Below are 22,352 nucleotides of genomic sequence, written 5' to 3'. Positions count from 1 at the left end.
CTACCCCTTTCCGCCGGTGACGGCGGCAGCGATGCTTTCCGGCAAGGGCCGGGTTCTTTCGAACCTGCCCAGCAGCGGAACGATGACGAGGAAATGCGCGAAATAGTATGCGGTCGCCACCTGGCCGATCAGGACGAATGCGCCTTCCGGCGGGTTCGCACCGATCCAGCCCAGCACGAAGCAGTCGACCAGGAACAGCCAGAAGAACTGCTTGTAGAGAGGCCGGAAGCGCGCCGAACGCACCTTCGAGCGGTCGAGCCAGGGCAGCACGAAAAGAATCAGGATCGAGCCGAACATCGCAACGACGCCGCCCAGCTTGTCGGGAATGGCGCGCAGGATCGCGTAAAAGGGCAGGAAGTACCATTCCGGCACGATGTGCGGCGGGGTGGCCATCGGGTTGGCGGGGATGTAGTTGTCCGGCTCGCCGAAGAAATTCGGCGCAAAGAAGACGAACGCAAAATAGACGGTCAGGAACAGGCCAAGACCGAAATAGTCCTTCGCCGTGTAGTAAGGATGGAAGGGGATGCTGTCCTGCGGCCCCTTCATGTCGATACCCAGGGGGTTGTTCGACTTCACGGTGTGCAGCGCCCAGATGTGCAGGACGACGACGCCAACGATGACGAAGGGCAACAGGTAGTGCAGGGCGAAGAAGCGATTTAGCGTCGGGTTGCCGACGGAGAAACCGCCCCACAGCCAGGTGACGATATCGTTGCCCACCCAGGGAAAGGCCGAGAACAGGTTGGTGATGACCGTCGTTCCCCAGAAGCTCATCTGGCCCCAGGGCAGCACGTAACCCATGAACGCCGTCGCCATCATCAGGAGAAGAATAACGATGCCGAGCCACCACAGAATCTCACGCGGCGACTTGTAGGACCCGTAGTAGAGGCCGCGGAAAATGTGGATATAGACGGCGATGAAGAACATCGTCCCGCCGTTCATGTGAAGGTAGCGAAGCAGCCAGCCGTAGTTCACGTCGCGCATGATGCGCTCGACGCTGTTGAAGGCGTAATCCACGTGCGGCGTGTACTGCATGGCAAGCACGACGCCGGTGACGATCATGATGACCAGCGTGATGCCGGCAAGCGACCCAAAGTTCCACCAGTAGTTCAGGTTCCGCGGCGTCGGGTAATCCACCAGCGAATGCCGCGTGAAGGCGATGATCGGCAGGCGATCCTCGATCCATTTTCCCAGCCCTTTGTCCGGTGCAAGCATGCGCCCCCTAGCCTATCCGAATCAGCGTGTCGTCGAGAAAAACATAGGGCGGCACGGCCAGATTCTTGGGCGCCGGCCCCTTACGGATGCGGCCAGAGGTGTCGTAGTGCGAGCCGTGACAGGGGCAGAACCAACCGTTCCAGTCGCCGTGCGGATCGGACGCCTTCTGGCCCAGCGGGATGCAGCCGAGATGGGTGCAGATCCCGACCAGAATCAGCCATTCAGGCCTTTCCGCCCGCGCCGAATCGGGCTCGGGGTCGCGCAAAGCGCTCGCGTCCACATCTTGCGCCGCCGCGATCTCGGCCGCCGTGCGATGCCGGATGAAAACCGGCTTGCCGCGCCATTGGAGCGTGATCGCCTGCCCCTCGGCGATCGGAGAAATGTCCACTTCCGTCGAGGAGAGCGCCAACACGTCGGCGGACGGGTTCAGACTGCGGATGAAGGGCCAGGCGGCTAGCGCCGCTCCCGCCGCGCCGACGGCGCTGGTGGCGAGAATCAGGAAATCCCGGCGTTCGCCGTTTGCCTTTGCGCTCGCCTTCTTTTTGGCTTTTGCCTTAGCTGCCATGAATCGCGCGTGCCGTTGCTTTGCTTTGGGTTGACGTCAACTGTGACAGGGATTGAGGAAGAACCGACCGATTGGCTGAACCGTCTTTCTGCGTTTCGCGGAGAAAAGCGTCGTATCCGCGTTTCCGTACCGGTGGCCCACGGGTATACTAAAATTTCAACGTCTTGCAAAGCCCCACGCAACCGCATGCGCCTTGCCCTCTACGAACCGGACATTCCCCAAAACGTGGGCGCCTTGCTCCGGCTTGGCGCCTGCCTGGGCGTCCCCCTCGACGTGATCGAGCCTTGCGGCTTCGTTTTCGACGACCGCAGGCTCAAGCGCGCCGCGCTTGACTACCTGGACAAGGCCGCGCTTACGCGGCACCCCTCGTGGGACGCGTTCCTCCAGGCGCGAGAGGGAAGGCTGGTGCTGCTTTCCACGAAGGCGGAAATCCTCTATACGGACTTCGCCTTTCGCGAAGACGACATCTTGCTCGTCGGACGCGAAAGCGCGGGCGCGCCGGAGACCGTCCACACAACCGCCGACGCCAGGCTCAAGGTGCCGATGCGGGCGGGCTTGCGGGCGCTGAACGTCGCCCTCGCCGCCGCCTTGGTGCTGGGCGAGGCGCTCCGCCAGACGAAGGGATTTCCAGGAGGGAACGCATGACCGATCGGGAAGACCGCAAAGCCTGCGCCAGCGCCTGGTTCGAAGAGATCCGCGACGCCATCTGCGCGGCTTTCGAACGCCTCGAGGACGACCTCGAAGGCCCCGGCCGAGACCTTCCGCCGGGCCGTTTCGAACGCAAGGCATGGCGGCGCGAAGGCGGCGGCGGCGGCGAGATGGCCGTCCTCAAGGGCCGCGTCTTCGAGAAGGTGGGCGTCAACGTCTCGACCGTGTTCGGTGAGTTCTCGGAAGAGTTCCGCAAGGAGATTCCCGGGGCGGCGTCTGCCCCCACCTTCTGGGCAAGCGGAATTTCCCTGGTGGCGCACATGCGCTCGCCCCGCGTGCCGGCCGTGCATATGAACACGCGTCATATCGTGACGACGAAGGGCTGGTTCGGCGGCGGCAGCGACCTGACGCCGATCATCCCGGACGCCAGCGACACGGCAACTTTCCACGCCGCCCTGAAGGCGGCCTGCGACCGCCACGATGCGGGCTATTACCCACGCTTCAAGCAAGAATGCGACCGTTACTTTTATCTGAAGCACCGCGGGGAGGCGCGCGGTGTCGGCGGCATCTTCTACGACTACCTCGACACCGGCGATTGGGAGAAGGATTTCGCCTTCACGCAGGACGTCGGCCGGGCGTTTCTCGAGGTTTACCCGGCCATCGTCCGCCGCCACATGAACGAAAGCTGGACGGAGGAGGAGCGCGCGTTTCAACTGATGCGGCGCGGGCGCTACGTCGAGTTCAACCTGCTCTATGACCGCGGCACCCGTTTTGGGCTGATGACCGGCGGCAACGTCGAGGCGATCTTGATGTCGCTGCCGCCGGTTGTTACCTGGCCTTAAGCGCCTTCGCCTGGGCGAGACACGCCGCGCGCGAAGGCGCGAAGTCCTGCCCGACCCACCAGGCCTCGACGTCTTCCAGAAGCTTGCCGAGCTCCGGCCCCGGCTTGAGCCCGAGCGCAAGCAGGTCCTTGCCCTTGATCGGCAGGGTTTGCGGTTTCCAGGCCTGAGCTTCCGCGATGGCGGCGCGATAGCGAGCTTCGCCGGCACCGTCCCGCGCCCAGTGCAGAAGCGCTAAATCGATGACGCGCACGCCCCCTTCCCGGTAAAGGGCGGCGCGCACGGCTTTGCGATCCAAAAACTTGCCGCTGTCGATCGGGTTGGCGACGAGCCCGATCAGGCGGTGCTTTTCCGCGTTCGAGAGCTTGAGCCGGACGGCGACCGCCGCCGCCCCGCCCTTGAGCAGGCTCGCAAGCCGGCGGATGGCGTGCCCCCCCACCGTTTCCGTCTCGCAATTGATGAGGGCGGCAAGCGTTTCCACCTCCGTCGCCTCCGCAAGCACGTGGCCGAGGACGCCCGCTTGCGCCATGAGCCCGATCACGGCGGGCGAACGCTCCGAATCGAGCAGCCGCAAAAGCTCCGCCCGCACGCGCTCGCCGGAAAGATTGGGCAGAAGGTGGGCGAGTTCCGTGCAGGCCCGAAGCGCTTCCGCATCCGGCGGCGGTTTCCCGTATTCCGCATAGAAACGAAAGAAGCGCAGGAGACGCAGCACGTCCTCCCGGATGCGCGCTTTCGCCTCCCCCACGAAACGGACGCGGCCTTCGCGCAAGTCCGCCATGCCGGCGAAGGGATCGAAGAGCGTACCGTCGGCGTCGCAAAAAAGGGCGTTCATCGTGAAGTCGCGGCGGGCGGCGTCTTCCTTCCAGTCGTCCGTGTAACGAACCTTGGCGTGCCGACCGTAGGTTTCGACGTCGCGGCGAAGCGTCGTGATTTCAAAGGGCTTGTGGTTGACGACCGCCGTCACCGTGCCGTGGGCGATGCCGGTCGGTATGGCGTGGATGCCGGCCGCCTTCAAGAGCTCGAGCACGCGTTCGGGCGGCTCGGTCGTCGCGATGTCAATGTCGCGGACGGAACGCCCCAAAACGGCGTCCCGAACGCAGCCGCCGACGAAACGCGCCACCGCCCCCTTCGCCGTCAACGCCTGCAGGACGGCCTCGGTTTCCGGCGCCGTCATCCAGGGCTGCACGTTCATCTTCGCGTGCGGCTTCACGACTTGCCTTCCGCCTCACTTGCAGAGGACTTCGCAGAGATTTCGAAGCATCCCGGCCGTCGCCCCCCAGATGTACCGATCCCCGAACGGAATCGCATAGTAGTGGGCGGCCCGGCCGGCGTATAGGCGTTCGTGCCGGACGTAGTTCGCGGGTTCAAGCAGGAAGCGGAGCGGCACCTCGAAGACGTCGGCGACCTCGAAGCGGTCCGGCACGAGCGGAAAGGGTGGCCGGAGCAACCCGACGACGGGGGTAACCTCGAAGGCGGTGCGCGTGAGGTAGGTGTCGAGCCGGCCCACGATCTCGACGTGCTGGGCGGGAATGCCGAGTTCCTCCTCCGTCTCACGGAGCGCGCCGGTTTCGGGGTCGGCATCCGTCGTCTCAAGCCGGCCGCCGGGAAAACTGATCTGGCCCGCATGCACGTGCAGATGATCCGTCCGCTGGGTGAAAAGAACCGTCATTTCCCTCACCCGCTCGATCAGCGGCACCAGCACGGCGGCCGGCGTCCACGGCGTCTTGGGCTTCAAATGGGGCGAAAGCACGTGGTCGCCGCGAAAGAGATCGGGCTTCGTCTTCGGCCGATAGTCGGCAAGCCTTTCCCGGACTCGACCGCGCACGGCGTCTATTCCGAGATCGGGCTCAAGGGAAAGAAAGCGTTCTCGCTCCATACGCCGAGGGTCTTCCTCCTGGTGTAGTCTTCCTCGACCCCGCGTTCGACGAGGTCGTAATAAACGGCGCGCGTGATCAGCGCCTCCAGCCGATCGCGCACCAGGATATAGGGTTTCGGCTGGCGCGTTTTCGGGTCTTCAATGACCCAAAGCGGGTGGTCCGGCCCCGCCTTGATCCAGTCGTCCACGTTCGTGCGAAAACGCAGCACCTGCCCCCGCCCCGTGCCCGAAACGGCAAGCTCGACCGCCGTGAAAGGCGCGTCCTCGACCTCGATGCGGCCCTTCTCGACCGGCGTTTCCAGCCAGTAGGCCCCGGCCACGTCCCTTTTCAGCACGGTCGCGAAAAGGCGGACGAGGGGCTTTCGCGTGATGGCGGAGCCCTCGTAATACCAGGTGCCGTCGCGGCCGATGCGTATCCCGAAGGCGTCAGCACCCTTTGGCGCCGGCCGGATTCTTGCCGCCGTAAGCCGATTGTCTTTCATCGCAGTCCTCGCACGGGCGAGACTATACTTCCTTCACGTTACGTCTTTATAACGTAAGCATCCCGCGAACAAAGACGAGCGGAAACGCAAGGCCCATGGGCGTGGAAAACCTGCCGCACGAACGCCCGGCCACCGCCGGGTTTGTCCTACGGACGCTGCCGGAAAGCCGGGACCTCTTGCCGCTGCACGCACGCCGGCCGGAACGCTACCCCTTCTTTCTGGAAAGCGCCGCGCCGGGCGGGCCACGGTCCCGCTACGACATCCTCTTCGCCTTTCCGGGCGAGCAACTCGTCCTCGAAAAGCTGGGCGCCCTGGAAGACGGTTTTCTCGGCCTTCTGGATCGCCGTTTCCGGGCCGAACGCAGGCCGCGGGAAGAAGGGGCCGGCCTTCCCTTCACCGGCGGCTGGTTTCTCTATTTGGGGTACGAGCTGGCCGCCGAGGTCGAGCCTACACTTCGCTTGCCCGCCGCCGGGGACGGCTTTCCCATCGCGCTTGCCGCGCGCATTCCGGCCGCCATCCTGTGCGACCGCGAGAAGGGCGAGACCCATTTCGTCGCGGAAGCCGCCTCGGCCCATCTTCTCGATCGGCTCGCCGCCGACTTCGAGGAAGCGAAGGCCTCGCCGTCCCCGCCCGCCGGCAGCGGGCCTTTGCTTGCCGCACCTCTCTTCGAGGAACGCGCCGAAACCTATCTGGACGGCATCCGGCGGGTGAAGGATTACATCGCGGAAGGCGACGTCTTTCAGGTGAACCTCTCGCGAAACTGGGCGGGCCGGCTGGCCGGCGACCCGTCGCACGCCGAGATCTACGCCCGGCTCCGGGAACGGAACCCCTCCCCCTTCGCCGGCCTCGTCCGCTTTGGCGAGAGAGCGATCTTGAGTTCCTCGCCCGAGCGCCTCATCGAGCGCCGCGGACCCCTTCTCCGGACCCGCCCCATCGCCGGCACGCGGCCGCGGGGGGAAGACGCCGCAAGCGATCGCGCGAACGCGCAAAACCTTCTCGCGCACCCGAAGGAGCGCGCCGAACACATCATGCTGATCGACCTCGAGCGAAACGACCTCGGCCGGGTCGCCGTGCCGGGAAGCCTCCGCGTGGACGAGTTCATGATGGTCGAATCCTACGCCCACGTCCACCACATCGTCTCGAACATAGAGGGCCGCGTGCGGGCGGATGCGACGCCTGGCGCGATCATCCGCGCCGCCTTCCCCGGCGGCACGATCACCGGCTGCCCGAAGGTGCGCTGCATGGAGATCATCGCCGAGATCGAAGGAAAGGGCCGCGGCCCCTACACCGGCGCCATTGGCTACCTCGACCGTAACGGCGACATGGACCTGAACATCCTGATCCGCTCGATCCTGCGGGACGGGAACCGGGTCTCGATCCGCACCGGCGCCGGCATCGTCGCCGATTCGGTGCCGGCGCGCGAGGTGCTGGAAACCCGCGACAAGGCGCGCGGCATGATCCGCGCGCTGACCGGATGACGCGCGCGGACTCCAAGACGCTGGTGAACGGGCGGACGGCCGAGGTCGTTCCGATCGACGACCGTGGCTTCCGCTATGGCGACGGCGTGTTTGAGACGATCGCCGTCCGCAACGGCGCGCCGGAATTCTGGCTCCGCCATCTGCAGCGGCTTCGACAAGGGGCGGCGCGCCTTGGGATCGCCGCGCCGGCCGGAAGCCAACTGGCGGAAGAAGCAAAACGCCTGCTCGAGCCCGCCTGCGAGGGCGTGCTTCGCATCTGGCTGACGCGGGGTCGAACCGACGCAGGCAAGCCCGAAAGCCCCGAGCCTACCCGCGTCCTGCGGCTAAGCCCCTTTCCCAACCTGCCCGACGTGGCGGAAAAAGGGGTGCGTGCGCGCCTTTGCCAAACCCGTCTCGGCCGCAACCCCGCCTTGGCCGGGATCAAGCATATGAACCGGCTCGAACAGGTGCTGGCGGCAAGGGAATGGACGGACACGGCAATCGCCGAAGGCCTGATGCTGGACACCGACGGCAATCTCGTCGAGGGCACCAAGACGAACGTCTTCTTCGTGAACGGGGAGCGGCTTCTCACGCCGGAACTCCGCGCGGCGGGCGTCGCCGGCGTCCTGCGCGAGGTTGTTCTGGAAGAAGTGGCGGGCCTCAAACTCACGGTCGAGGTCCGGCCCATTGCCCTGGCCGAGGCCCTTGGCGCCGAAGCCTGCTTCCTCACCAACAGCCTCATTCACCTGTGGCCGGTTTGCGCGCTGGAGGAACGGCGCTACGCTATTCCCCCTCTCCTGCAAGCGCTGGCCGCCCGGGTGCGGGCCCTGGCCGAGGCCGAAAGCGGGTTTTGAAGGCGGCGGGTCCGGGGCTTGCCGGAAGCACCCGGCCGGCTCCATGATGGCGGCGGGGGTATCTTTCGCGTCAAAGACCCGAGAAAGGTTGGACCATGAACAAGCTATTCATACCGGCGCTTGGCGGGCTTTACGAAAAGCTCGCTTGCACCAGCTACCCTTTGATCCGCATCACGACCGGCCTCTTCCTGATGCCGCACGGGGCCGCCAAGCTGTTCGGCTGGTTCGGCGGCAACCCGGAAAAGACCGCCGAGTTCTTCGGCAAAGTCGGGATCGAGCCCGCCATGCCGATGGTCATCGCGGCCGGCAGCGTCGAGTTTTTCGGCGGGCTTCTGCTCGTCCTCGGCCTCTTCACCCGGCCGGCGGCGGCGGCCGTCTTCGTGCTGCTCGCCGTCGCGGTCGAGCGCGTGCACCTGGCGAACGGCTTCTTCATCTATAACGGCGGCTACGAGCACGCCATGATGTGGGCGTTTTTCGCGCTCGCCATCCTTTTCCGGGGCAGCGGCAAATTTTCGGTTGACCAGTCCATCATCGGCAAGGAATTTTAGGGGCACGTTCCCGCCCACGGAATCGCGGAGACCCTCGTTGGCCTCGGGCCAAAAGGGAAATGCGGCGGCGCACGCCTCGAAAAAAGGAGAAAGCATGGACCTCGATCTCAAAGGCAAGTCCGTCATCGTTACCGGCGGCGCTTCGAACATTGGGCGTGCCATCACGCTTGGTTTCGCGAAGGAAGGGGCGAAGATCACCATCGCCGATATCGAAACCACCCACGCGGAAAAGGTCGCGGGGGAGGCGCGCAAACTGGGTGCGGCCGACGTTCAGGTGATCCAAACCGATGTCACCGATTTCGACGCCGTCGGCAGGATGGTGCAGGCGGCCCGCGAAAAGTACGGCGCGGTAGACGTCCTGGTGAACAACGTCGGCTGGGACCGGCTGATGTTCTTCACGCAGACGACGCCGGACCTTTGGGAAAAAATCATCAAGATCAATTTCGTCGGCGCCCTCAACTGCACGAAGCATGCCCTCGACGTCATGATCGAGCAGAAACAAGGCGCCATCGTCTCCATCAGCTCCGACGCCAGCCGCCAGGGCGAACCCACCGAAGCCGTCTATGGCGGCATGAAGGCGGCCGTGAACAGCTTCATGAAAACGATCGCCAAGGAGAACGGCCGCTTCGGCATCCGCTGCAACGTCGTCTGCCCCGGTATCACGATCGCGGAAAGCACGGAACAGCTTGGCCAGCAAAGCATGTGGAAGACGGGCGACATCAATTTCACGGAAGATCAGCTCGCCAAGATCGCCAAGACGATGCCGCTCAAGAAGATCGGCCGCCCGGAGGACATCGTCGGCGCCGTTCTCTATTTCGCCTCGAACAAGGTGGCGGGTCACGCCACTGGTCAGATCTTGAGCGTGAGCGGCGGCTACAGCATGATCGGCTGAGGCAAAGCGAAGCCGCCGGGGAAAAGATGCGCGACGCTTATATCTATGACGGCCTGCGTTCCCCCATCGGTCGCCTCGCCGGCAAGCTAGCGGCGGTCCGTCCCGACGATCTGGCGGGTGAACTTATCCGCGTTTTGGTGGCGCGCTCGCCCTTCGAGCCCGGCCAGATCGAGGACGTCCTTCTCGGCTGCACCAACCAGGCGGGTGAAGACAGCCGCAACGTCGCCCGCCACGCCGGCTTGCTGGCGGGCCTGCCGGTCGAGGTGGCCGGCCAGACCGTCAACCGGCTCTGCGCTTCCGGGCTGGCGGCCGTCATAGACGCCGCGCGCGCCGTAACCGCGGGGGAAGGCGAGTTGTTCGTGGCCGGCGGCGTGGAAAGCATGAGCCGGGCGCCCTTCGCGATCGCCAAGGCCGAAGGCGCCTACAGCCGCGACCTCAAGGTTTATGACACCACCATCGGCGCGCGCTTTCCGAACCCCCGGCTGATCGCCGAGCACGGCAACGATTCCATGCCCGAAACCGCCGACAACGTGGCCCGCGAACTGAACATTCGCCGCGAAGAAGCGGACGCTTTCGCCGCCGCCTCCCAAGCCAAATACGCGGCCGCCAAGGCGGACGGATTCTACGACGGCGAGATCCATCCCGTTGCGGCGCCGACCGGTAAAAAGACGCCGCCCGTTACCGTGGCGGAGGACGAGCACCCGCGCCCCGACACCACGCTTGCCGCGCTGGCGAAATTATCGCCGTTGTTCGCGAACGGCGTCGTGACCGCGGGCAACGCCAGCGGTATCAACGACGGCGCGGCCGTGCTGCTGATCGGCAGCCGGGAAGCGGGCGAACGCGCGAAGGGCGAACCGATGGGCCGCGTCGTCGCCGCGGCCGTGGCCGGTGTGCCGCCCCGGGTCATGGGGCTCGGCCCCGTACCCGCCTCCCGCAAGGTACTGGCGCGCGCCGGGCTTTCCCTCAAGGATATCGACGTCATCGAAATCAACGAGGCGTTCGCAGCCCAGGTCCTGGGCTGCCTGAAACAGATGGGCTTGTCGGCGGACGACCCCCGCCTCAATCCGAACGGCGGCGCCATCGCCATCGGCCACCCGCTCGGGTGTTCCGGCGCCCGTCTCGTGTTGACGGCCCTGCGCCAGCTTCACCGCGGCGGCGGCCGCTACGCGCTCGTAACCCTGTGCATCGGCGTTGGCCAAGGCCTGGCCGTCATCCTAGAGCGCCAAGCGGGAAAAGCGTAAGGCGTGGCTTTGAAACAAAATTTCAAGCCCTTCCGAGCAGCTTCCTGCCGAATGCCTATGCAAACCTTATAAATATATTAGTATTCGCGGTTGCGCCCTCGGGGGAGGGGTAAAGAGAGCAGGCGAATGTCCACCACCGCAAATGTCAAAGTTGAATCGGACCGGGCGCCCCGGCAAATCCTTGAATCGGCCGTCGTTCGCTTCGCCGGCGATTCCGGGGACGGCATGCAATTAACCGGCGGCCAATTTACGCTGACCACCGCGCTCGCCGAGAACGACCTCGCGACGTTTCCGGATTTTCCGGCCGAGATCCGCGCCCCCACCGGCACCACCTATGGCGTTTCCGCCTTCCAGATCAATTTCGGCGGGCGGCGCATCAAGACCGCCGGCGATGAGCCTGACGTGCTGGTCGCGATGAATCCGGCCGCGCTCAAAGTGAACTTGGGCGACCTCCGGCGGGGCGGGCTCGCCATTCTGGACATCGGCAGTTTCACCGAACGCAATTTGCAAAAGGCGGGCTTCAAGACCAACCCGCTGACAGACGGCACGCTGGACGCGTACCGGCCGATCAAGGTCGACATTTCGAGGCTGACGCTTGAATCGGTCAAGGCGCTCGGCCTTTCCCAGAAAGAGGCCTTGCGCTGCAAGAACATGTGGGCGCTGGGGCTTATTTACTGGATGTACGGGCGCGAGCGCACGGCGACGACGAAATGGCTGCGCGCAAAATTCGCCAAGCGGACCGACCTGGCCGACGCCAATATCGCCGCCATGGACGCCGGCCATGCCTTCGGCGAAACAGCGGAAATGCCCTCCGATATCGGCGGTTTCCTCATCCCGAAGGCGGACATCCAGCCGGGCCTCTACCGAACGGTGACGGGAAGCGAGGCGCTTGCCTGGGGGCTGGTGGCCGGCGCCGAGCTGGCCGGCATCCAGATGACGTTTGCGTCCTACCCCATCACGCCGGCCTCGACGCTGCTCCATGCGCTGGCGCGGTTGAAGTCCTACGGCATCGTCACCTTCCAGGCGGAAGACGAGATCGCCGCCGTGTGCGCCGCGATCGGGGCGTCCTACGCCGGTTCGCTTGGCGTGACATCGAGCTCGGGCCCCGGCATGGCCCTGAAGATGGAAGCGATCGGGCTTGCGATCGGCGTCGAATTGCCGCTCGTCGTTGTGAATTCCCAGCGCGCCGGCCCCTCGACGGGCATGCCGACGAAAACCGAGCAGTCGGACCTTTTCCAGGCGATCTGGGGCCGCAACGCCGACAGCCCGCTCGCGGTCATCGCCAGCCGCTCGCCCTCAGATTGCTTCGATGTCGCGATCGAGGCCGTGCGCCTGGCCACAAAATACATGACGCCGGTGATCGTGCTGACGGACGGCTACATCGCGAACGCGTCCGAACCGTGGCTCATCCCCGACGTCAACGCCTACCCGAAAATCCCCGTCGCCTTTCGGACCGACCCGGAAGGCTTCCATCCCTTCCTCCGAGACCCCAAGACCCTCGCCCGGCCGTGGGCGGTCCCGGGCACGCCGGGGCTTGAACATCGCATCGGCGGCATCGAGCGGGACTACCAAACCGGGCACATCTCCTACGATCCGGCGAACCATCAAAAAATGACGGAAATACGCGCCGCGAAGATCCGGGGAATCGCCAGGGACATCCCCCTCCAGGCCGTCGAGGAGGGAGAGGCGAAGGGCGATCTTGCCGTCGTCGGCTGGGGCTCGACCTTCGGGCCGATCACCCGGGCGGTGTCGAATTTGAGGGAAAAGGGGGTCCGGGTGTCCCACATCCACCTTCGCCATATCTGGCCGCTACCCGCCAACTTGAAGGAGCTGCTCGAAGGCTTCGACCGCGTGCTGGTGGCCGAGATGAACGCCGGCCAGTTGAGCACGCTGCTGCGCGCCGAATACCTGCTGCCCATCGAGGGCCTGAACAAGGTGTCGGGCCAGCCGTTCAAGATTGCCGAAATCGAAGCGGCCATCCAAAGCCGCCTGGGGAAATAGCATGAACGTGACCACGCCACTCGAGAAGCTGACCCCGAAGGACTTCGCTTCCGATCAGGAAGTGCGCTGGTGTCCGGGCTGCGGCGATTACGCCATTCTGAAGGCGGTGCAGAAGGTGATGCCGGAGCTGAACCTGCCGAAGGAAAACATCGTCTTCGTTTCCGGCATCGGCTGTTCGTCGCGATTTCCGTATTACATGTCCACCTACGGCTTCCATACGATCCACGGTCGGGCACCGGCTTTTGCCACAGGGGTCAAGCTGGCCAACCCGGACTTGAGCGTGTGGGTGGTGACCGGCGACGGCGACGGGCTTTCGATCGGCGGCAACCACCTGCTGCATATCCTGAGGCGGAACGTGGACGTGCAGATTCTGCTCTTCAACAACGAGATTTACGGCCTTACGAAGGGACAATATTCGCCGACCTCGCGCATCGGCACGCGCTCACCCTCGACGCCTTCGGGGTCCGTTGACTACCCCCTTTCGCCGACGGAATTCGCGCTTGGCGCCGGCGCCCGCTTCATCGCCCGCGGCATCGATACCCAGCTAAAGCTGCTGCCCGATCTTTTCCTTCGGGCCTACGCGCACAGGGGCGCTTCCTTCGTCGAGATTTTCCAGAACTGCATCGTCTACAACGACAACGTCTTTGCCGACTTCACCGACAAGACGGTCGCCGACGACCACCAGATCCACGTCACGCACGGCAAGCCGCTTCTTTTCGGCAAGGACGGCAAGCGCGGCTTGCGCGTGAAGCCGGGCAGCTTCGATCTCGAAGTCGTCACGGTGGGCGAGAACGGGATCGCGGAGAAGGACATCCTCGTCCACGACGAGACGAGCCGCACGCTTGCCCAGCTTTTGGCCGCCATGCGCCCGCCCAACTTCCCGATGGCGATCGGCGTCCTCTACTGCAACCCGGTTGCCCCCTATGGCGACCGGGTCTACCAGCAGATCGAGGAAGCGAAGGCAAAGGCGCCGGCGCCGGGCGGCCTCAACGCGCTCCTGCGCACCGGCCACACCTGGCAGGTTTCTGACTGACCCCCGCGCACGCAGGCGAACGGCGCTTCCCCTTAAGAGGCGCCGACGCTTGATGAAGATTTTTCCCCGCAACAAGGTGGGCCCGCGATGACGATAAAGGTGGCGATAATCGGGGCGGGGCCGGCCGGCTTCTATACGGCGGAGGCATTGACCGAGGCCGGCGCCGACGTCGAGGTGGACCTGATCGAATATCTCCCCTCCCCCTTCGGCCTTATCCGGGCGGGCGTTGCCCCCGACCACCAGACGACGAAGAAGGTCCAGAAGAGTTACGCGAAAACAGCGCTCAAGCCCGCGGTTCGCTACTACGGCAACGTTAAGGTCGGCCGCGACGTGGGCCTTGCCGAGTTGCAAGCCGTTTACGACGCCGTCGTGCTGGCCATCGGCGCCCCCACTGACAACGCCGCCCACATCCCGGGCGCCGACAAGAAAGGCGTCTACGGTTCGGCCGCCTTCGTCGGCTGGTACAACGGGCACCCGGATTTCCGCGAACTCAACCCAGACTTGAACACCAAGACCGTCGCCGTCATCGGAGTCGGCAACGTCGCGGTCGATATCGCCCGCGTGCTGGTGAAGACCCGCGCGGAAATGGCGACTTCCGACCTCCCCGATTACGCCGCCGACGCCATCGAAGCCGCCCCCATCGCCGACGTCTACATGTTCGGCCGCCGGGGGCCGGTCGATGCGAAGTTCACGAACGTCGAGCTTCGTGAAATGGGCAAGCTGGAAAACTGCGTGCCGGTCCTCGACCCGGCCCAATTGCCCGAGGCCGTCACCGGCAACTACGAAGACCGCGACCTTCGCGTACGGGAGAAGAACCTGGCCACGCTTAAGGAATTCTCCTTGCGCAAGGCGGACGAAAAGCCGAAGCGGGTCCACTTCGTTTTCTACGCCGCGCCGGTCGCGATTCTGGGTGGCGACAGGGTGGAAGGCATCCGGATGGAACGCACCCGCGTCGAGGACGGCCGCGCCATAGGCACCGGGGAGTTTTTCGAGATCGCCTGCGGCGTCGTGATCCCGGCCATCGGCTACCGCTCGACACCGATCGCGGGCGCCCCCTTCGACGAGAAATGGGGGATCGTGCCGAACCGTGACGGCCGGGTTTCGGAAGGGCTTTACGCGGTGGGCTGGATCAAACGGGGACCGACCGGCACGATCGCCACGAACAAGCCGGACGGCAAGCTCGCCGCCGAACAGATCCTCGCCGACTGCAAGGGGGGAAAGCCGGGGCGTAACGCTTTCGAGAAGCTGCTCGGGGAACGGGGCGTGCGCGTCGTCTCGTTCGAGGAATGGCAGAAAATCGAAGCGGTCGAAGACGCCGCCGCCACCCCGCCGACGCCGCGCAAGAAATTCGTCACCGTCGAGGACATGCTGGCCGCCCTCGACAAGGAAATGGGCAAACGCGAAGCCGGCTGAGGCGGCCTGGACATCGCAAAACGAAAAACGGCGGCCTTACGGACCGCCGTTTTTCGTTTGGTTGGAAGACCGGGTAAGCTTGAGCCGGCGCGCCGAGCTAAACGCCGGCGGACAGCCTCTGCCGTGTCAGGCGTAGAGCCGCCGGTAGGCCTCGATGGTCGCCTCGCGGCTGAGCCGGCCGCGGTAAAATTCGGCTATCTTCTTCCGATCGACGGCGGGAATATCGGTTGCAATCGATCCGTCCTCAACGTTGACGAGGTTCCCGCCCTCCCTGGCCAGCGCGTAGGAATCGGCGACCGCATCCGTCATGACGACGGGCAGACCAGCCAGGCAATATTCGGCAAATTTTGTCGGGCTTGCGACAAGGTTTGTCGCCGCCTTGTCGCGCAGCATAAAGGCCGCGTCGGCCGCGTTTAGGTAGCGATTAACCTCGACATTCGCGACACTGCGCACGACAACGCCGTCCGTATCGCAAGCCAGGGCGGACGCGGCCACGGTGTCGGCCGTCAATACGAGCAACCTGGCGTCCGCCCGCACGCGCTGGAGGCGGCGAAAAATATCCAGCGTTTCCGGAAATTTCTGATAGGGCGCCAGACCGCCGCTATAGAGGTAGAGAGGCGTCTGCGGAGCCAAGCCAAGCTCCCCCCGCGTCTCATCCCGCAGACGCGGATCGAAAAAGAAAAGCCGGTCGGATGCGACGCTTGGGATAACCTCTGCCGGCTTGTCCGCGGGCCAAACACCCGCCATCCGCCGCCGCAGGGCGTGACTGACAAACACCGCCCGGTCCGCCTGACGGGCGGCACGGGCAAGGCGGCTTTCGATGACTCGGCGACCGACCCGACGCACGAGGCCGGACGCACGGAAATCGAGCTCCGCGACGGCGTCTCCCCGGCAGTCCCATATCAAGACCGCTTGGGAGACTTGCGCCGCGCGGGCGGAGACGGCCGCCGAATAGTCGGTGCGTGCGTGGACGTGCGTAAAGGAAATCCCCAGCCGCCGTACGGCTTGCGCGATTCGCGCGCCATTGATGCGCGAAGACCCGGGCGCGGCGGGGCGCCAACCCCGCACGAGACGGACGGGCGCCCCGGAAAGTCTCTCGGCTTCCGCGCGGAAATTCTCCGCGTCCGCCCGCATCGCGGCGTTCCAAGTCATGGCCAGGATGTGAAACGTGCCAACGCCCGTATCGGCCATAACACGTGCATGACCCAAGGCCTGCGACACGACCGCCGCGTTCGACAGGCTCTCACAGAGCGTAAGGAGTATAACCGGCTTCTTCGCCATAGCCGCGACAGACCTTATGGTTGGCAGTCAGTATCGAGTAAGGGGCAAGCGGGCCGGTCGCGCAACCGTCGTCAACGATCACGCCTTCTTGGGCCAGTCTAACCACCCTTAGCACACGCCAGTCGCCCCCGAGCAGCTCGCCGGCAAACCCATCCGCGCCGAAATAGAGGCAACGGCCCTGCGCCGTGTGCGCAACATGGAAACAACCGTCCCCATAGACCATTGCCTCGCGGCCCTCGGGGCGGGGCGCGAAATGCGAACCAATCCCTTGGTAGAGATGGCGAATATCTGGGAACGGCGTGTAGCAGAAGGTGCCGGGATCGGTGACCATAGGATCTTCGCCCATCATCAAAGCCAGCGCCAGATTGTCGTCGTGGGTGTGCCCCGCCGCCTCCGGGCCCGGTGGCGCACAGCAGCGAAGCGCCAAAGAGAACCCATCGGCCTTAAGAAGATAGAGGCCGAATACGGGGTACGCCGATGGCTTCACGTTTTCCGGAGCCCAGCCCTGCCGCCAAGGAAAGATAAATCGCCGCCGGGAAGCGGCCGGCATTGCCTCTATACGCGCCAAAACCAGATCCAGCAAAGAGCGCTCACCGCACGCCTGCACCCGGGCAGCGCCGCGCGGTGCTGCTATTGGCCTATCACCGGTCAGGGCGCGCACAAGCTGCGCCTCGAGCGGAAAATCGGGCCCAGTTTTCAGCACCTCGCCGAACAGGCTATCGGCCATCCCCAGCATCGCCGCGCGATCTCGCCGGTCCGGTTTTGCGTCTCCCGCCTCCGGCAATTGCAGATCGAAAAAACGGCCCGAATCGTCGTCACCGATCAGCAACGCCCCGCCGTCGGCCTGGCGAGCGTCCGCGGCAAATGCGGCCAGCGCCCGCAGGCGGGTCAACGTCTCCTCCTTAAGCGGCGCGCCGAAGGCAGCGGGGTTTTGCGGAAGGGGCGGCCGGGGCATACCAGGCCTGGGCCGCACAAGCGACGGATTGAAGTCTTGAAACACCTCGCCGCGCGCGGCCGCCAGACCAACCAGCAGCGCACACCCCCAGAGCGCCATTTCGCCCGCCAACCGATGATAGCCGGTGGACCCCTCAAACGAACCGCCATCGGCAAGAAATTGCCGGCGAATTTCAACGTCGAGCTCGTGCGCCGCAAACGCGACCAGGGCGTCGGTTCGGCGCGACCGGGGAAGGGCGGCGGCGATAAACAACAGCCCGGTTATATTGGCCAGATAATGGTTGCCGCGCGCCTCCTCCGACCATTCGAGATTTGCGAGCACGTGGTTTGCGTGGTCCTGCAGGCTCGCCTCGACCGTTGCGCGGGCCGGCGCATCCAGCTCGAGACCAGCACGCGCCAAGAGATCGAGCGCCAACGCAACGTTTGCACCGCGTATGGCCACCTCCATGGCGGAACGCCAATTGACGCCAAACCGCGGCGGATTACTGGCGATGAAATCTAGGGTCTGGGCGCGAATTTCGGCTGCATCACGGATCGCCTCGTCCTCAAGACCCGCCGCACGCGCCGCCAGCGCGCCGTAGGCCAGACGCGGCAGATGCTGCATCCGGGCCAATTCCCACGGCATCTTGATATCGGCGCCACGTACCCGCCCGATCGCGATCTTCCGCCAATGCCGACGCGCGTCCCAGCGATACCCGGAGCGCAGGTCGCGCTGCCAGTCGATCGGTTCGTAAGCGTGCAGGGCGTATGCTCCGTCGTAGATCAGGCGCCAGATTCGCCGCGAACGCGCAAGCGCGGCAGGCGGCACGCGGCCGGCAAGCCATTCGCCCTGCGCATCCGCCAGGACCGGCGCGCCTGGCTCGAACCGCACGTCACGGATACCCGCGCCGCGTCCGCCGTAGCGGGCGGAAACGGGCCCCGAACCCAAAATATCAAAGTAATGCCCACGGCTGTTGGCGTTCATCCGGTTCAAGACCGCAAGCTGAGGCTGAGTCGGCATACGAGGCACGGCACGGAGTACGGAGAAACGCTCGCCCGTCGGCGCCGGCCCATGGGTCGCGATCACGCGATCGACATAGGTTTCAAGCCGCGCCCGCACCCTGCGACGCGCAGCACCCGCGGCCAGCGCCGCGAATTCTGCCGGCGTTTTTCCCGCGAGCCGACGCCAAACGACTCGAAACTTGGATCCATCCATACCTCGGCTTGCCCGGGTGCGATCGAGCCTGAAGAACCAGGTGGCGGCGGCCCAGTGAGGAACGTAGTCGGCTACCCACGTATTGAATCGGATCATGAAGCCCGGCCGCAGCACCGTAACACCGCTTAGGTCCGCGCCCATAAGAGACCCGTTGCGCAACTCCGTGAGCGCCAGACCGGCCGCCGCCGCCGCCGCCCGCAGTTTGCTTCGCGTGAAGAACTGAACGTGGCCAGAGTCATAGTTGTACGGAGCTTGCGTGGCGCGTTGTCGATCCCGGCGACCGAGTAGCGCCCGCATGGACCGCACGCCCGTCCGCAACCCACGGTAAAGGCCGAGGTTTTGATCAATATACTTCTCGATTTCAGTCAACCCGTAACCGTTCGGGACCGAGCCCAGCACAACGCCGCCCGACGCCAAGTGCTGCGACACCAGCCCGGCAAGCACCCGGCCCGGATCGTCGAGATGCTCCAGAATCTCGGAGACGACAAGAACGTCGAACTTCTCTTCCTCCGGCGGCCGGTCTAGGAAACGCGCCTTCTGGCCGCCGAAATGGGCGCGCGCGTAGACAAGCGACGGCTCATGCGTGTCCACACCGACATAAGTATCCGTACCGTTGATAAGGTAGCGCCCCATCTGGACGGCGTTCCCGCAGCCAAAATCGAGTATCCTTAGAGGGCGCCCCAACGCCTCGCGAAGGCCGGCGAGCCGATCCCGCATGAAGCGGATTTTCTTCGCCGTCGCATAGACGTCTTCAGGTGGAAGTTCGGGGAAAATCATTCGGAAATCCAGGCAAACCGGGAGGGACGGGAAACATTTACGATGGACTAGCCGGAGCAAGGCGGGGCGCGGAACATGGACTTAACTTGAAAAACATGTCGGTTGCCAGTACCGGGTTATGTCGGCATGTTGCCCCGGTTGGAACCTAGCCACCGCCGTTCCGACAACTTTTCGCAGAGGAAAAATCCGAGTTCGATGCTTGTTCCGATCTTAAAGGCCGTGCTGCCGAAACCTCTGCGCAACGCCCTGCGCCGCCGGGTCGGCGCCCTGCGCAGGTTTCGCGAGGGGCATCTTTCATCAACGGAATACTGGACCCGCCATCACGTCGCCGCGCCGGACGAGGGCTTCGCCACCGTCGCCCAGTCGCTCGATCACCTCGATTGGAGGAACCGCCAGTATCCCGGCCACACCGATCTTATGCCCGTGGACACGGCAGACGGTCTTGCCGTTCTCGACTATGGCTGCGGACCGGGGAACGATATTGTTGGGTTCGGCACCTTCAGTAAACCCTCCCGGCTCGTGGCCCTCGACGTTTCCGCTACCGCCCTCGATCTAGCGCGGCGGCGGGCCGCCCTTCATGGCATCAACGCGGAATTTCACCGTATGGCTGAAGAGCGCCGCGAATTGCCTCTTGATGACGCTTCCATCGATCTCATTCACAGCGCCGGGGTGCTGCACCACACGCCCGATCCGCTCGCCATTCTCAGAGAGTTCAGGCGGGTTCTCAAGCCCAACGGTTCGGCTCAGATCATGGTCTACAATCGCGATTCGCTGTGGATGCATCTGCACGTCGTCTACGAGATGCGCATTGCCAACCGACTGTATCGCGATCTTTCCAAGGAAGAGGCGTTTGCCCGCACGACCGATGGCGAGGCCTGCCCCATCGCGCGTTGCTACCGTCCCCATGAATTCCTCGCCCTGGCGCGAGAGGCGGGACTCGAAGGGGAGTTTTTGGGTTCCGCGGTTTCGCTGTTCGAGCTCATGCGTCTGCCTAAAATCTATGAGGCGCTGAAAGATCCGCGGCTGGACCTGGAAAGCCGCACTTTCCTGTCCAACCTCCAATTCAACGACAAGCATTGGCCGCTGACAAACGGTTGTGTCGCAGGCATCAACGGCTATTTCCGATTACGGGCGGTTTAAGGGCGGGACGGCGCTTTCGCACCCGCAGGGGGCGGCTCCTCGCCCTTGATGAAGTGCTCCCACCACAGCGCCAGATTGAGCAGATACCAGACCCGAACGTCGCCCCGTTTGCGTTCGAAAATGCGCTGAACCCCTCGGGGGTCCAATAAGCCCGTTTGGGCCACAAACGCGTCGACATGCCTTCGCGCATCTTCGCCAAGCCCGTCCAGCAGCCATTCGTGCAAGGGCAGGCCGAAACCCTGCTTGGGGCGGTCGATGATGGCGTCGGGGACAATGCCGCGCACCGCTTTCTTGAGCAACGACTTCAGGGTGCCGTTCCGGATCTTGGCCGCTTCCGGCATGCCCATCGCGATTTCCACAAACCGATGGTCGAGGAATGGCACGCGCGCTTCGAGGCTTACCGCCATGCTCATCTTGTCGACACGCATCAGCAACAGCTCCGGAAGACGCAGGTTGAGATCGAGAAACGTCATCCAATCGAGCGTGGATTTCTCCGGCGCCTTGTTGAGAAACCGTCGGTAGATGGGTTCAATCACGCTCCAGGACGTCTTGCCGCGATATTTTTCACGCAGCCGGGGTGACAAGAGCCGCCATTTGTCGGCGTGCGTAAAGGCCTCGGCGCCACCCCAGAAAAGCGGCTGCCCCATCGAAGCGCGGCGCAGATGCTCCGCCGTCTGCGTATGGTCTTGGCCGGCAAGCGACAGAACGCGGTAGATAAGCTTTTTCAGAAATTTCGGCACGGGCATCGCATCGTCAAGACGCTGGCGGACGAGCGAGCGCTTCCAGGCTGGATAGCCGCAGAACAGCTCATCCGCCCCTTCGCCGACCTGACAGACGGTGACGCCACTGTCCCGCGCCAGCTTTGCAACATAATAGAGCGGCACGCAAACCGGGTCGGCGATCGGTTCGTCCTGGAGCGCCACCATGCGCGGGAGGAAGGCGTCGAGGTCGCCGCGATTCAACTTTATCTCGTGATGATCCGCGCCGAGCCGGCTGGCGACGTCCCGGGCGTAGGACAATTCGTCCCGATAGGAGCCGTAATCTTGATCGTACCCCACCGAAAAGGTCCTGACGGGTTGCCCGTCGCCCTCGGAAAAAAGGGCGGCATTGGCGCTCGAGTCGACGCCTCCCGACAGGAACACGCCGACCGGCACATCGCCTATCTTGTGCAGGCTTACGGCGTCCCGAAGCCCTTGGAGAACGGACCCGGCGAGTTCGTCGTCGGAAAGCCCTACTTGCGAGCGCTCGCCATCGAAGGCGTCCCAATAGCGCTTTTCTTGCAGGACGCCCGCGGCATCGATCTTCAGCCAGGTGCCGCCGTGCAGCTTTCGGATTCCCTCGAACATGGTGCGCGGCGCCGGCACGGCAAGGAACGAAAGGTAATGGAACAGGGCTTCTTCATCGATCTCGCGCTTCTGCTCCGGATCGGCGAGCAGCGCTTTGATCTCCGAGGCGAAAGAAACCCGGCCATTGCGAATGGAATAATAGAGAGGCTTGATCCCGATGCGGTCGCGCACCAGCCAGAGTTCGCGCTGCCGGGCGTCCCAGAGGGCGAAGGCGAACATGCCGCGAAAGCGGTCGAGGCAGCCGATGCCCCATTCCAGAAAACCCCGGACCACCACCTCGGTGTCAGAATGGTCGGTACGGAAGCGATGACCGAGCCGCTCAAGCTCAAAACGCAACTCGACGTGATTATAAATTTCGCCGTTGAAGACGACCCGGACGTTTCCCCCGCCGTCGCCCATCGGCTGCCCCGCCGCATCCGAGAGATCGATGATGGAAAGACGGCGATGCCCCAACCCGACCCGCCCATCATCGGAAATCCAGGTGCCCGCACCGTCCGGCCCGCGGTGCAGCATGGTGTCCCGCATGGCGTCGATAAGCGAAGCCGTTGGCGGCGAGGCCTCGGCCCCGTAGGCATATATTCCGGCGATCCCGCACATG

The 22,352-nt window shown here is 64.5% G+C and carries 19 protein-coding genes; 11 read left to right on the top strand and 8 right to left on the bottom strand.

Annotated features, from left to right (window positions below; genetic code table 11):
• Both AB1781_08490 and petA read right to left on the bottom strand, forming a co-directional pair.
• Positions 1–1,212, bottom strand: a complete 1,212-nt coding sequence (locus AB1781_08490) for a cytochrome b/b6 (protein MEW5704605.1) — start codon at positions 1,210–1,212, stop codon at positions 1–3.
• 7 nt (positions 1,213–1,219) lie between these two features.
• Complete coding sequence (gene petA / locus AB1781_08485; protein ID MEW5704604.1) at positions 1,220–1,777, bottom strand: ubiquinol-cytochrome c reductase iron-sulfur subunit; 558 nt, start codon at positions 1,775–1,777, stop codon at positions 1,220–1,222.
• A gap of 186 nt (positions 1,778–1,963) precedes the next feature.
• Here petA and AB1781_08480 point away from each other — a divergent pair, with 186 nt between their 5' ends.
• Positions 1,964–2,422: a TrmH family RNA methyltransferase gene (locus tag AB1781_08480; protein ID MEW5704603.1), complete on the top strand. Its 459-nt coding sequence runs from the start codon at positions 1,964–1,966 to the stop codon at positions 2,420–2,422.
• Positions 2,419–3,267, top strand: a complete 849-nt coding sequence (gene hemF, locus AB1781_08475) for an oxygen-dependent coproporphyrinogen oxidase (GenBank protein MEW5704602.1) — start codon at positions 2,419–2,421, stop codon at positions 3,265–3,267. The genes AB1781_08480 and hemF overlap by 4 nt, the downstream gene beginning before the upstream one ends.
• Here the strand turns inward: hemF and AB1781_08470 are convergent.
• The 3 genes from AB1781_08470 to AB1781_08460 are packed head-to-tail and all read right to left on the bottom strand — an operon-like array spanning position 3,254 to position 5,622.
• The gene (locus tag AB1781_08470) at positions 3,254–4,474 is read right to left on the bottom strand and encodes a CCA tRNA nucleotidyltransferase (GenBank protein ID MEW5704601.1); all 1,221 of its coding nucleotides are present in this window, start codon (positions 4,472–4,474) and stop codon (positions 3,254–3,256) included. The genes hemF and AB1781_08470 overlap by 14 nt on opposite strands.
• A gap of 15 nt (positions 4,475–4,489) precedes the next feature.
• Positions 4,490–5,140: a CoA pyrophosphatase gene (locus AB1781_08465; protein ID MEW5704600.1), complete on the bottom strand. Its 651-nt coding sequence runs from the start codon at positions 5,138–5,140 to the stop codon at positions 4,490–4,492.
• Complete coding sequence (locus AB1781_08460; protein ID MEW5704599.1) at positions 5,095–5,622, bottom strand: DUF1285 domain-containing protein; 528 nt, start codon at positions 5,620–5,622, stop codon at positions 5,095–5,097. The genes AB1781_08465 and AB1781_08460 overlap by 46 nt, the downstream gene beginning before the upstream one ends.
• A gap of 95 nt (positions 5,623–5,717) precedes the next feature.
• Here AB1781_08460 and AB1781_08455 point away from each other — a divergent pair, with 95 nt between their 5' ends.
• The 8 genes from AB1781_08455 to AB1781_08420 all read left to right on the top strand — a co-directional run bounded on the left by AB1781_08455 (position 5,718) and on the right by AB1781_08420 (position 15,061).
• Entirely contained in the window at positions 5,718–7,100 is a 1,383-nt protein-coding gene (locus AB1781_08455; GenBank protein MEW5704598.1) for an aminodeoxychorismate synthase component I, read from the top strand.
• Positions 7,097–7,933, top strand: a complete 837-nt coding sequence (pabC, locus tag AB1781_08450; GenBank protein MEW5704597.1) for an aminodeoxychorismate lyase — start codon at positions 7,097–7,099, stop codon at positions 7,931–7,933. The genes AB1781_08455 and pabC overlap by 4 nt, the downstream gene beginning before the upstream one ends.
• Before the next feature lie 95 nt (positions 7,934–8,028).
• Entirely contained in the window at positions 8,029–8,481 is a 453-nt protein-coding gene (locus AB1781_08445; protein ID MEW5704596.1) for a DoxX family protein, read from the top strand.
• A gap of 94 nt (positions 8,482–8,575) precedes the next feature.
• Positions 8,576–9,373 (top strand): SDR family oxidoreductase, encoded by a 798-nt coding sequence (locus AB1781_08440; protein MEW5704595.1) that lies wholly within the window; start codon positions 8,576–8,578, stop codon positions 9,371–9,373.
• Positions 9,374–9,399: 26 nt separating this feature from the next.
• A complete protein-coding gene (locus AB1781_08435; protein MEW5704594.1) occupies positions 9,400–10,614 on the top strand; it encodes a 3-oxoadipyl-CoA thiolase in 1,215 nt (404 codons plus the stop codon).
• Between the two features lie 126 nt (positions 10,615–10,740).
• Positions 10,741–12,615, top strand: a complete 1,875-nt coding sequence (locus AB1781_08430) for a 2-oxoacid:acceptor oxidoreductase subunit alpha (GenBank protein MEW5704593.1) — start codon at positions 10,741–10,743, stop codon at positions 12,613–12,615.
• Between the two features lies 1 nt (position 12,616).
• Positions 12,617–13,648 (top strand): 2-oxoacid:ferredoxin oxidoreductase subunit beta, encoded by a 1,032-nt coding sequence (locus AB1781_08425; protein MEW5704592.1) that lies wholly within the window; start codon positions 12,617–12,619, stop codon positions 13,646–13,648.
• A gap of 87 nt (positions 13,649–13,735) precedes the next feature.
• The gene (locus AB1781_08420; GenBank protein ID MEW5704591.1) at positions 13,736–15,061 is read left to right on the top strand and encodes an FAD-dependent oxidoreductase; all 1,326 of its coding nucleotides are present in this window, start codon (positions 13,736–13,738) and stop codon (positions 15,059–15,061) included.
• A 126-nt stretch (positions 15,062–15,187) separates the two neighbouring features.
• Here AB1781_08420 and AB1781_08415 read toward each other — a convergent pair whose 3' ends face one another.
• Together AB1781_08415 and AB1781_08410 are read right to left on the bottom strand one after the other, a co-directional pair.
• Positions 15,188–16,342 carry a glycosyltransferase gene (locus AB1781_08415; GenBank protein ID MEW5704590.1) on the bottom strand — a complete coding sequence of 385 codons (1,155 nt, stop codon included), beginning with the start codon at positions 16,340–16,342 and terminating at the stop codon, positions 15,188–15,190.
• On the bottom strand, positions 16,305–19,268 hold the full coding sequence (locus AB1781_08410; protein ID MEW5704589.1) for a methyltransferase domain-containing protein: 2,964 nt from the start codon (positions 19,266–19,268) through the stop codon (positions 16,305–16,307). The genes AB1781_08415 and AB1781_08410 overlap by 38 nt, the downstream gene beginning before the upstream one ends.
• A gap of 195 nt (positions 19,269–19,463) precedes the next feature.
• Here AB1781_08410 and AB1781_08405 point away from each other — a divergent pair, with 195 nt between their 5' ends.
• The gene (locus tag AB1781_08405) at positions 19,464–20,408 is read left to right on the top strand and encodes a class I SAM-dependent methyltransferase (protein MEW5704588.1); all 945 of its coding nucleotides are present in this window, start codon (positions 19,464–19,466) and stop codon (positions 20,406–20,408) included.
• Here AB1781_08405 and asnB read toward each other — a convergent pair.
• The gene (asnB, locus tag AB1781_08400) at positions 20,405–22,351 is read right to left on the bottom strand and encodes an asparagine synthase (glutamine-hydrolyzing) (GenBank protein MEW5704587.1); all 1,947 of its coding nucleotides are present in this window, start codon (positions 22,349–22,351) and stop codon (positions 20,405–20,407) included. The genes AB1781_08405 and asnB overlap by 4 nt on opposite strands.
• Position 22,352: the final 1 nt, after the last annotated feature.

The organism is Pseudomonadota bacterium (genome assembly GCA_040752895.1).
In the GTDB taxonomy this organism is placed as follows: Bacteria; Pseudomonadota; Alphaproteobacteria.
The sequence above is the reverse complement of the archived record's forward strand: the minus strand, read 5'-3'. Positions and strand labels throughout refer to the sequence as shown.

Bases quoted from the DNA above. Each gene is read 5' to 3' on its own strand.
- asnB (MEW5704587.1), bottom strand. From the start codon at position 22,351: ATGTGCGGGATCGCCGGAATATATGCCTACGGGGCCGAGGCCTCGCCG.
- AB1781_08455 (MEW5704598.1), top strand. From the start codon at position 5,718: ATGGGCGTGGAAAACCTGCCGCACGAACGCCCGGCCACCGCCGGGTTT.
- hemF (MEW5704602.1), top strand. From the start codon at position 2,419: ATGACCGATCGGGAAGACCGCAAAGCCTGCGCCAGCGCCTGGTTCGAA.
- AB1781_08445 (MEW5704596.1), top strand. From the start codon at position 8,029: ATGAACAAGCTATTCATACCGGCGCTTGGCGGGCTTTACGAAAAGCTC.
- AB1781_08440 (MEW5704595.1), top strand. From the start codon at position 8,576: ATGGACCTCGATCTCAAAGGCAAGTCCGTCATCGTTACCGGCGGCGCT.
- AB1781_08405 (MEW5704588.1), top strand. From the start codon at position 19,464: ATGCTTGTTCCGATCTTAAAGGCCGTGCTGCCGAAACCTCTGCGCAAC.
- AB1781_08435 (MEW5704594.1), top strand. From the start codon at position 9,400: ATGCGCGACGCTTATATCTATGACGGCCTGCGTTCCCCCATCGGTCGC.
- AB1781_08490 (MEW5704605.1), bottom strand. From the start codon at position 1,212: ATGCTTGCACCGGACAAAGGGCTGGGAAAATGGATCGAGGATCGCCTG.
- AB1781_08415 (MEW5704590.1), bottom strand. From the start codon at position 16,342: ATGGCGAAGAAGCCGGTTATACTCCTTACGCTCTGTGAGAGCCTGTCG.
- AB1781_08420 (MEW5704591.1), top strand. From the start codon at position 13,736: ATGACGATAAAGGTGGCGATAATCGGGGCGGGGCCGGCCGGCTTCTAT.
- petA (MEW5704604.1), bottom strand. From the start codon at position 1,777: ATGGCAGCTAAGGCAAAAGCCAAAAAGAAGGCGAGCGCAAAGGCAAAC.
- pabC (MEW5704597.1), top strand. From the start codon at position 7,097: ATGACGCGCGCGGACTCCAAGACGCTGGTGAACGGGCGGACGGCCGAG.
- AB1781_08410 (MEW5704589.1), bottom strand. From the start codon at position 19,268: ATGATTTTCCCCGAACTTCCACCTGAAGACGTCTATGCGACGGCGAAG.
- AB1781_08430 (MEW5704593.1), top strand. From the start codon at position 10,741: ATGTCCACCACCGCAAATGTCAAAGTTGAATCGGACCGGGCGCCCCGG.
- AB1781_08425 (MEW5704592.1), top strand. From the start codon at position 12,617: ATGAACGTGACCACGCCACTCGAGAAGCTGACCCCGAAGGACTTCGCT.
- AB1781_08465 (MEW5704600.1), bottom strand. From the start codon at position 5,140: ATGGAGCGAGAACGCTTTCTTTCCCTTGAGCCCGATCTCGGAATAGAC.
- AB1781_08460 (MEW5704599.1), bottom strand. From the start codon at position 5,622: ATGAAAGACAATCGGCTTACGGCGGCAAGAATCCGGCCGGCGCCAAAG.
- AB1781_08480 (MEW5704603.1), top strand. From the start codon at position 1,964: ATGCGCCTTGCCCTCTACGAACCGGACATTCCCCAAAACGTGGGCGCC.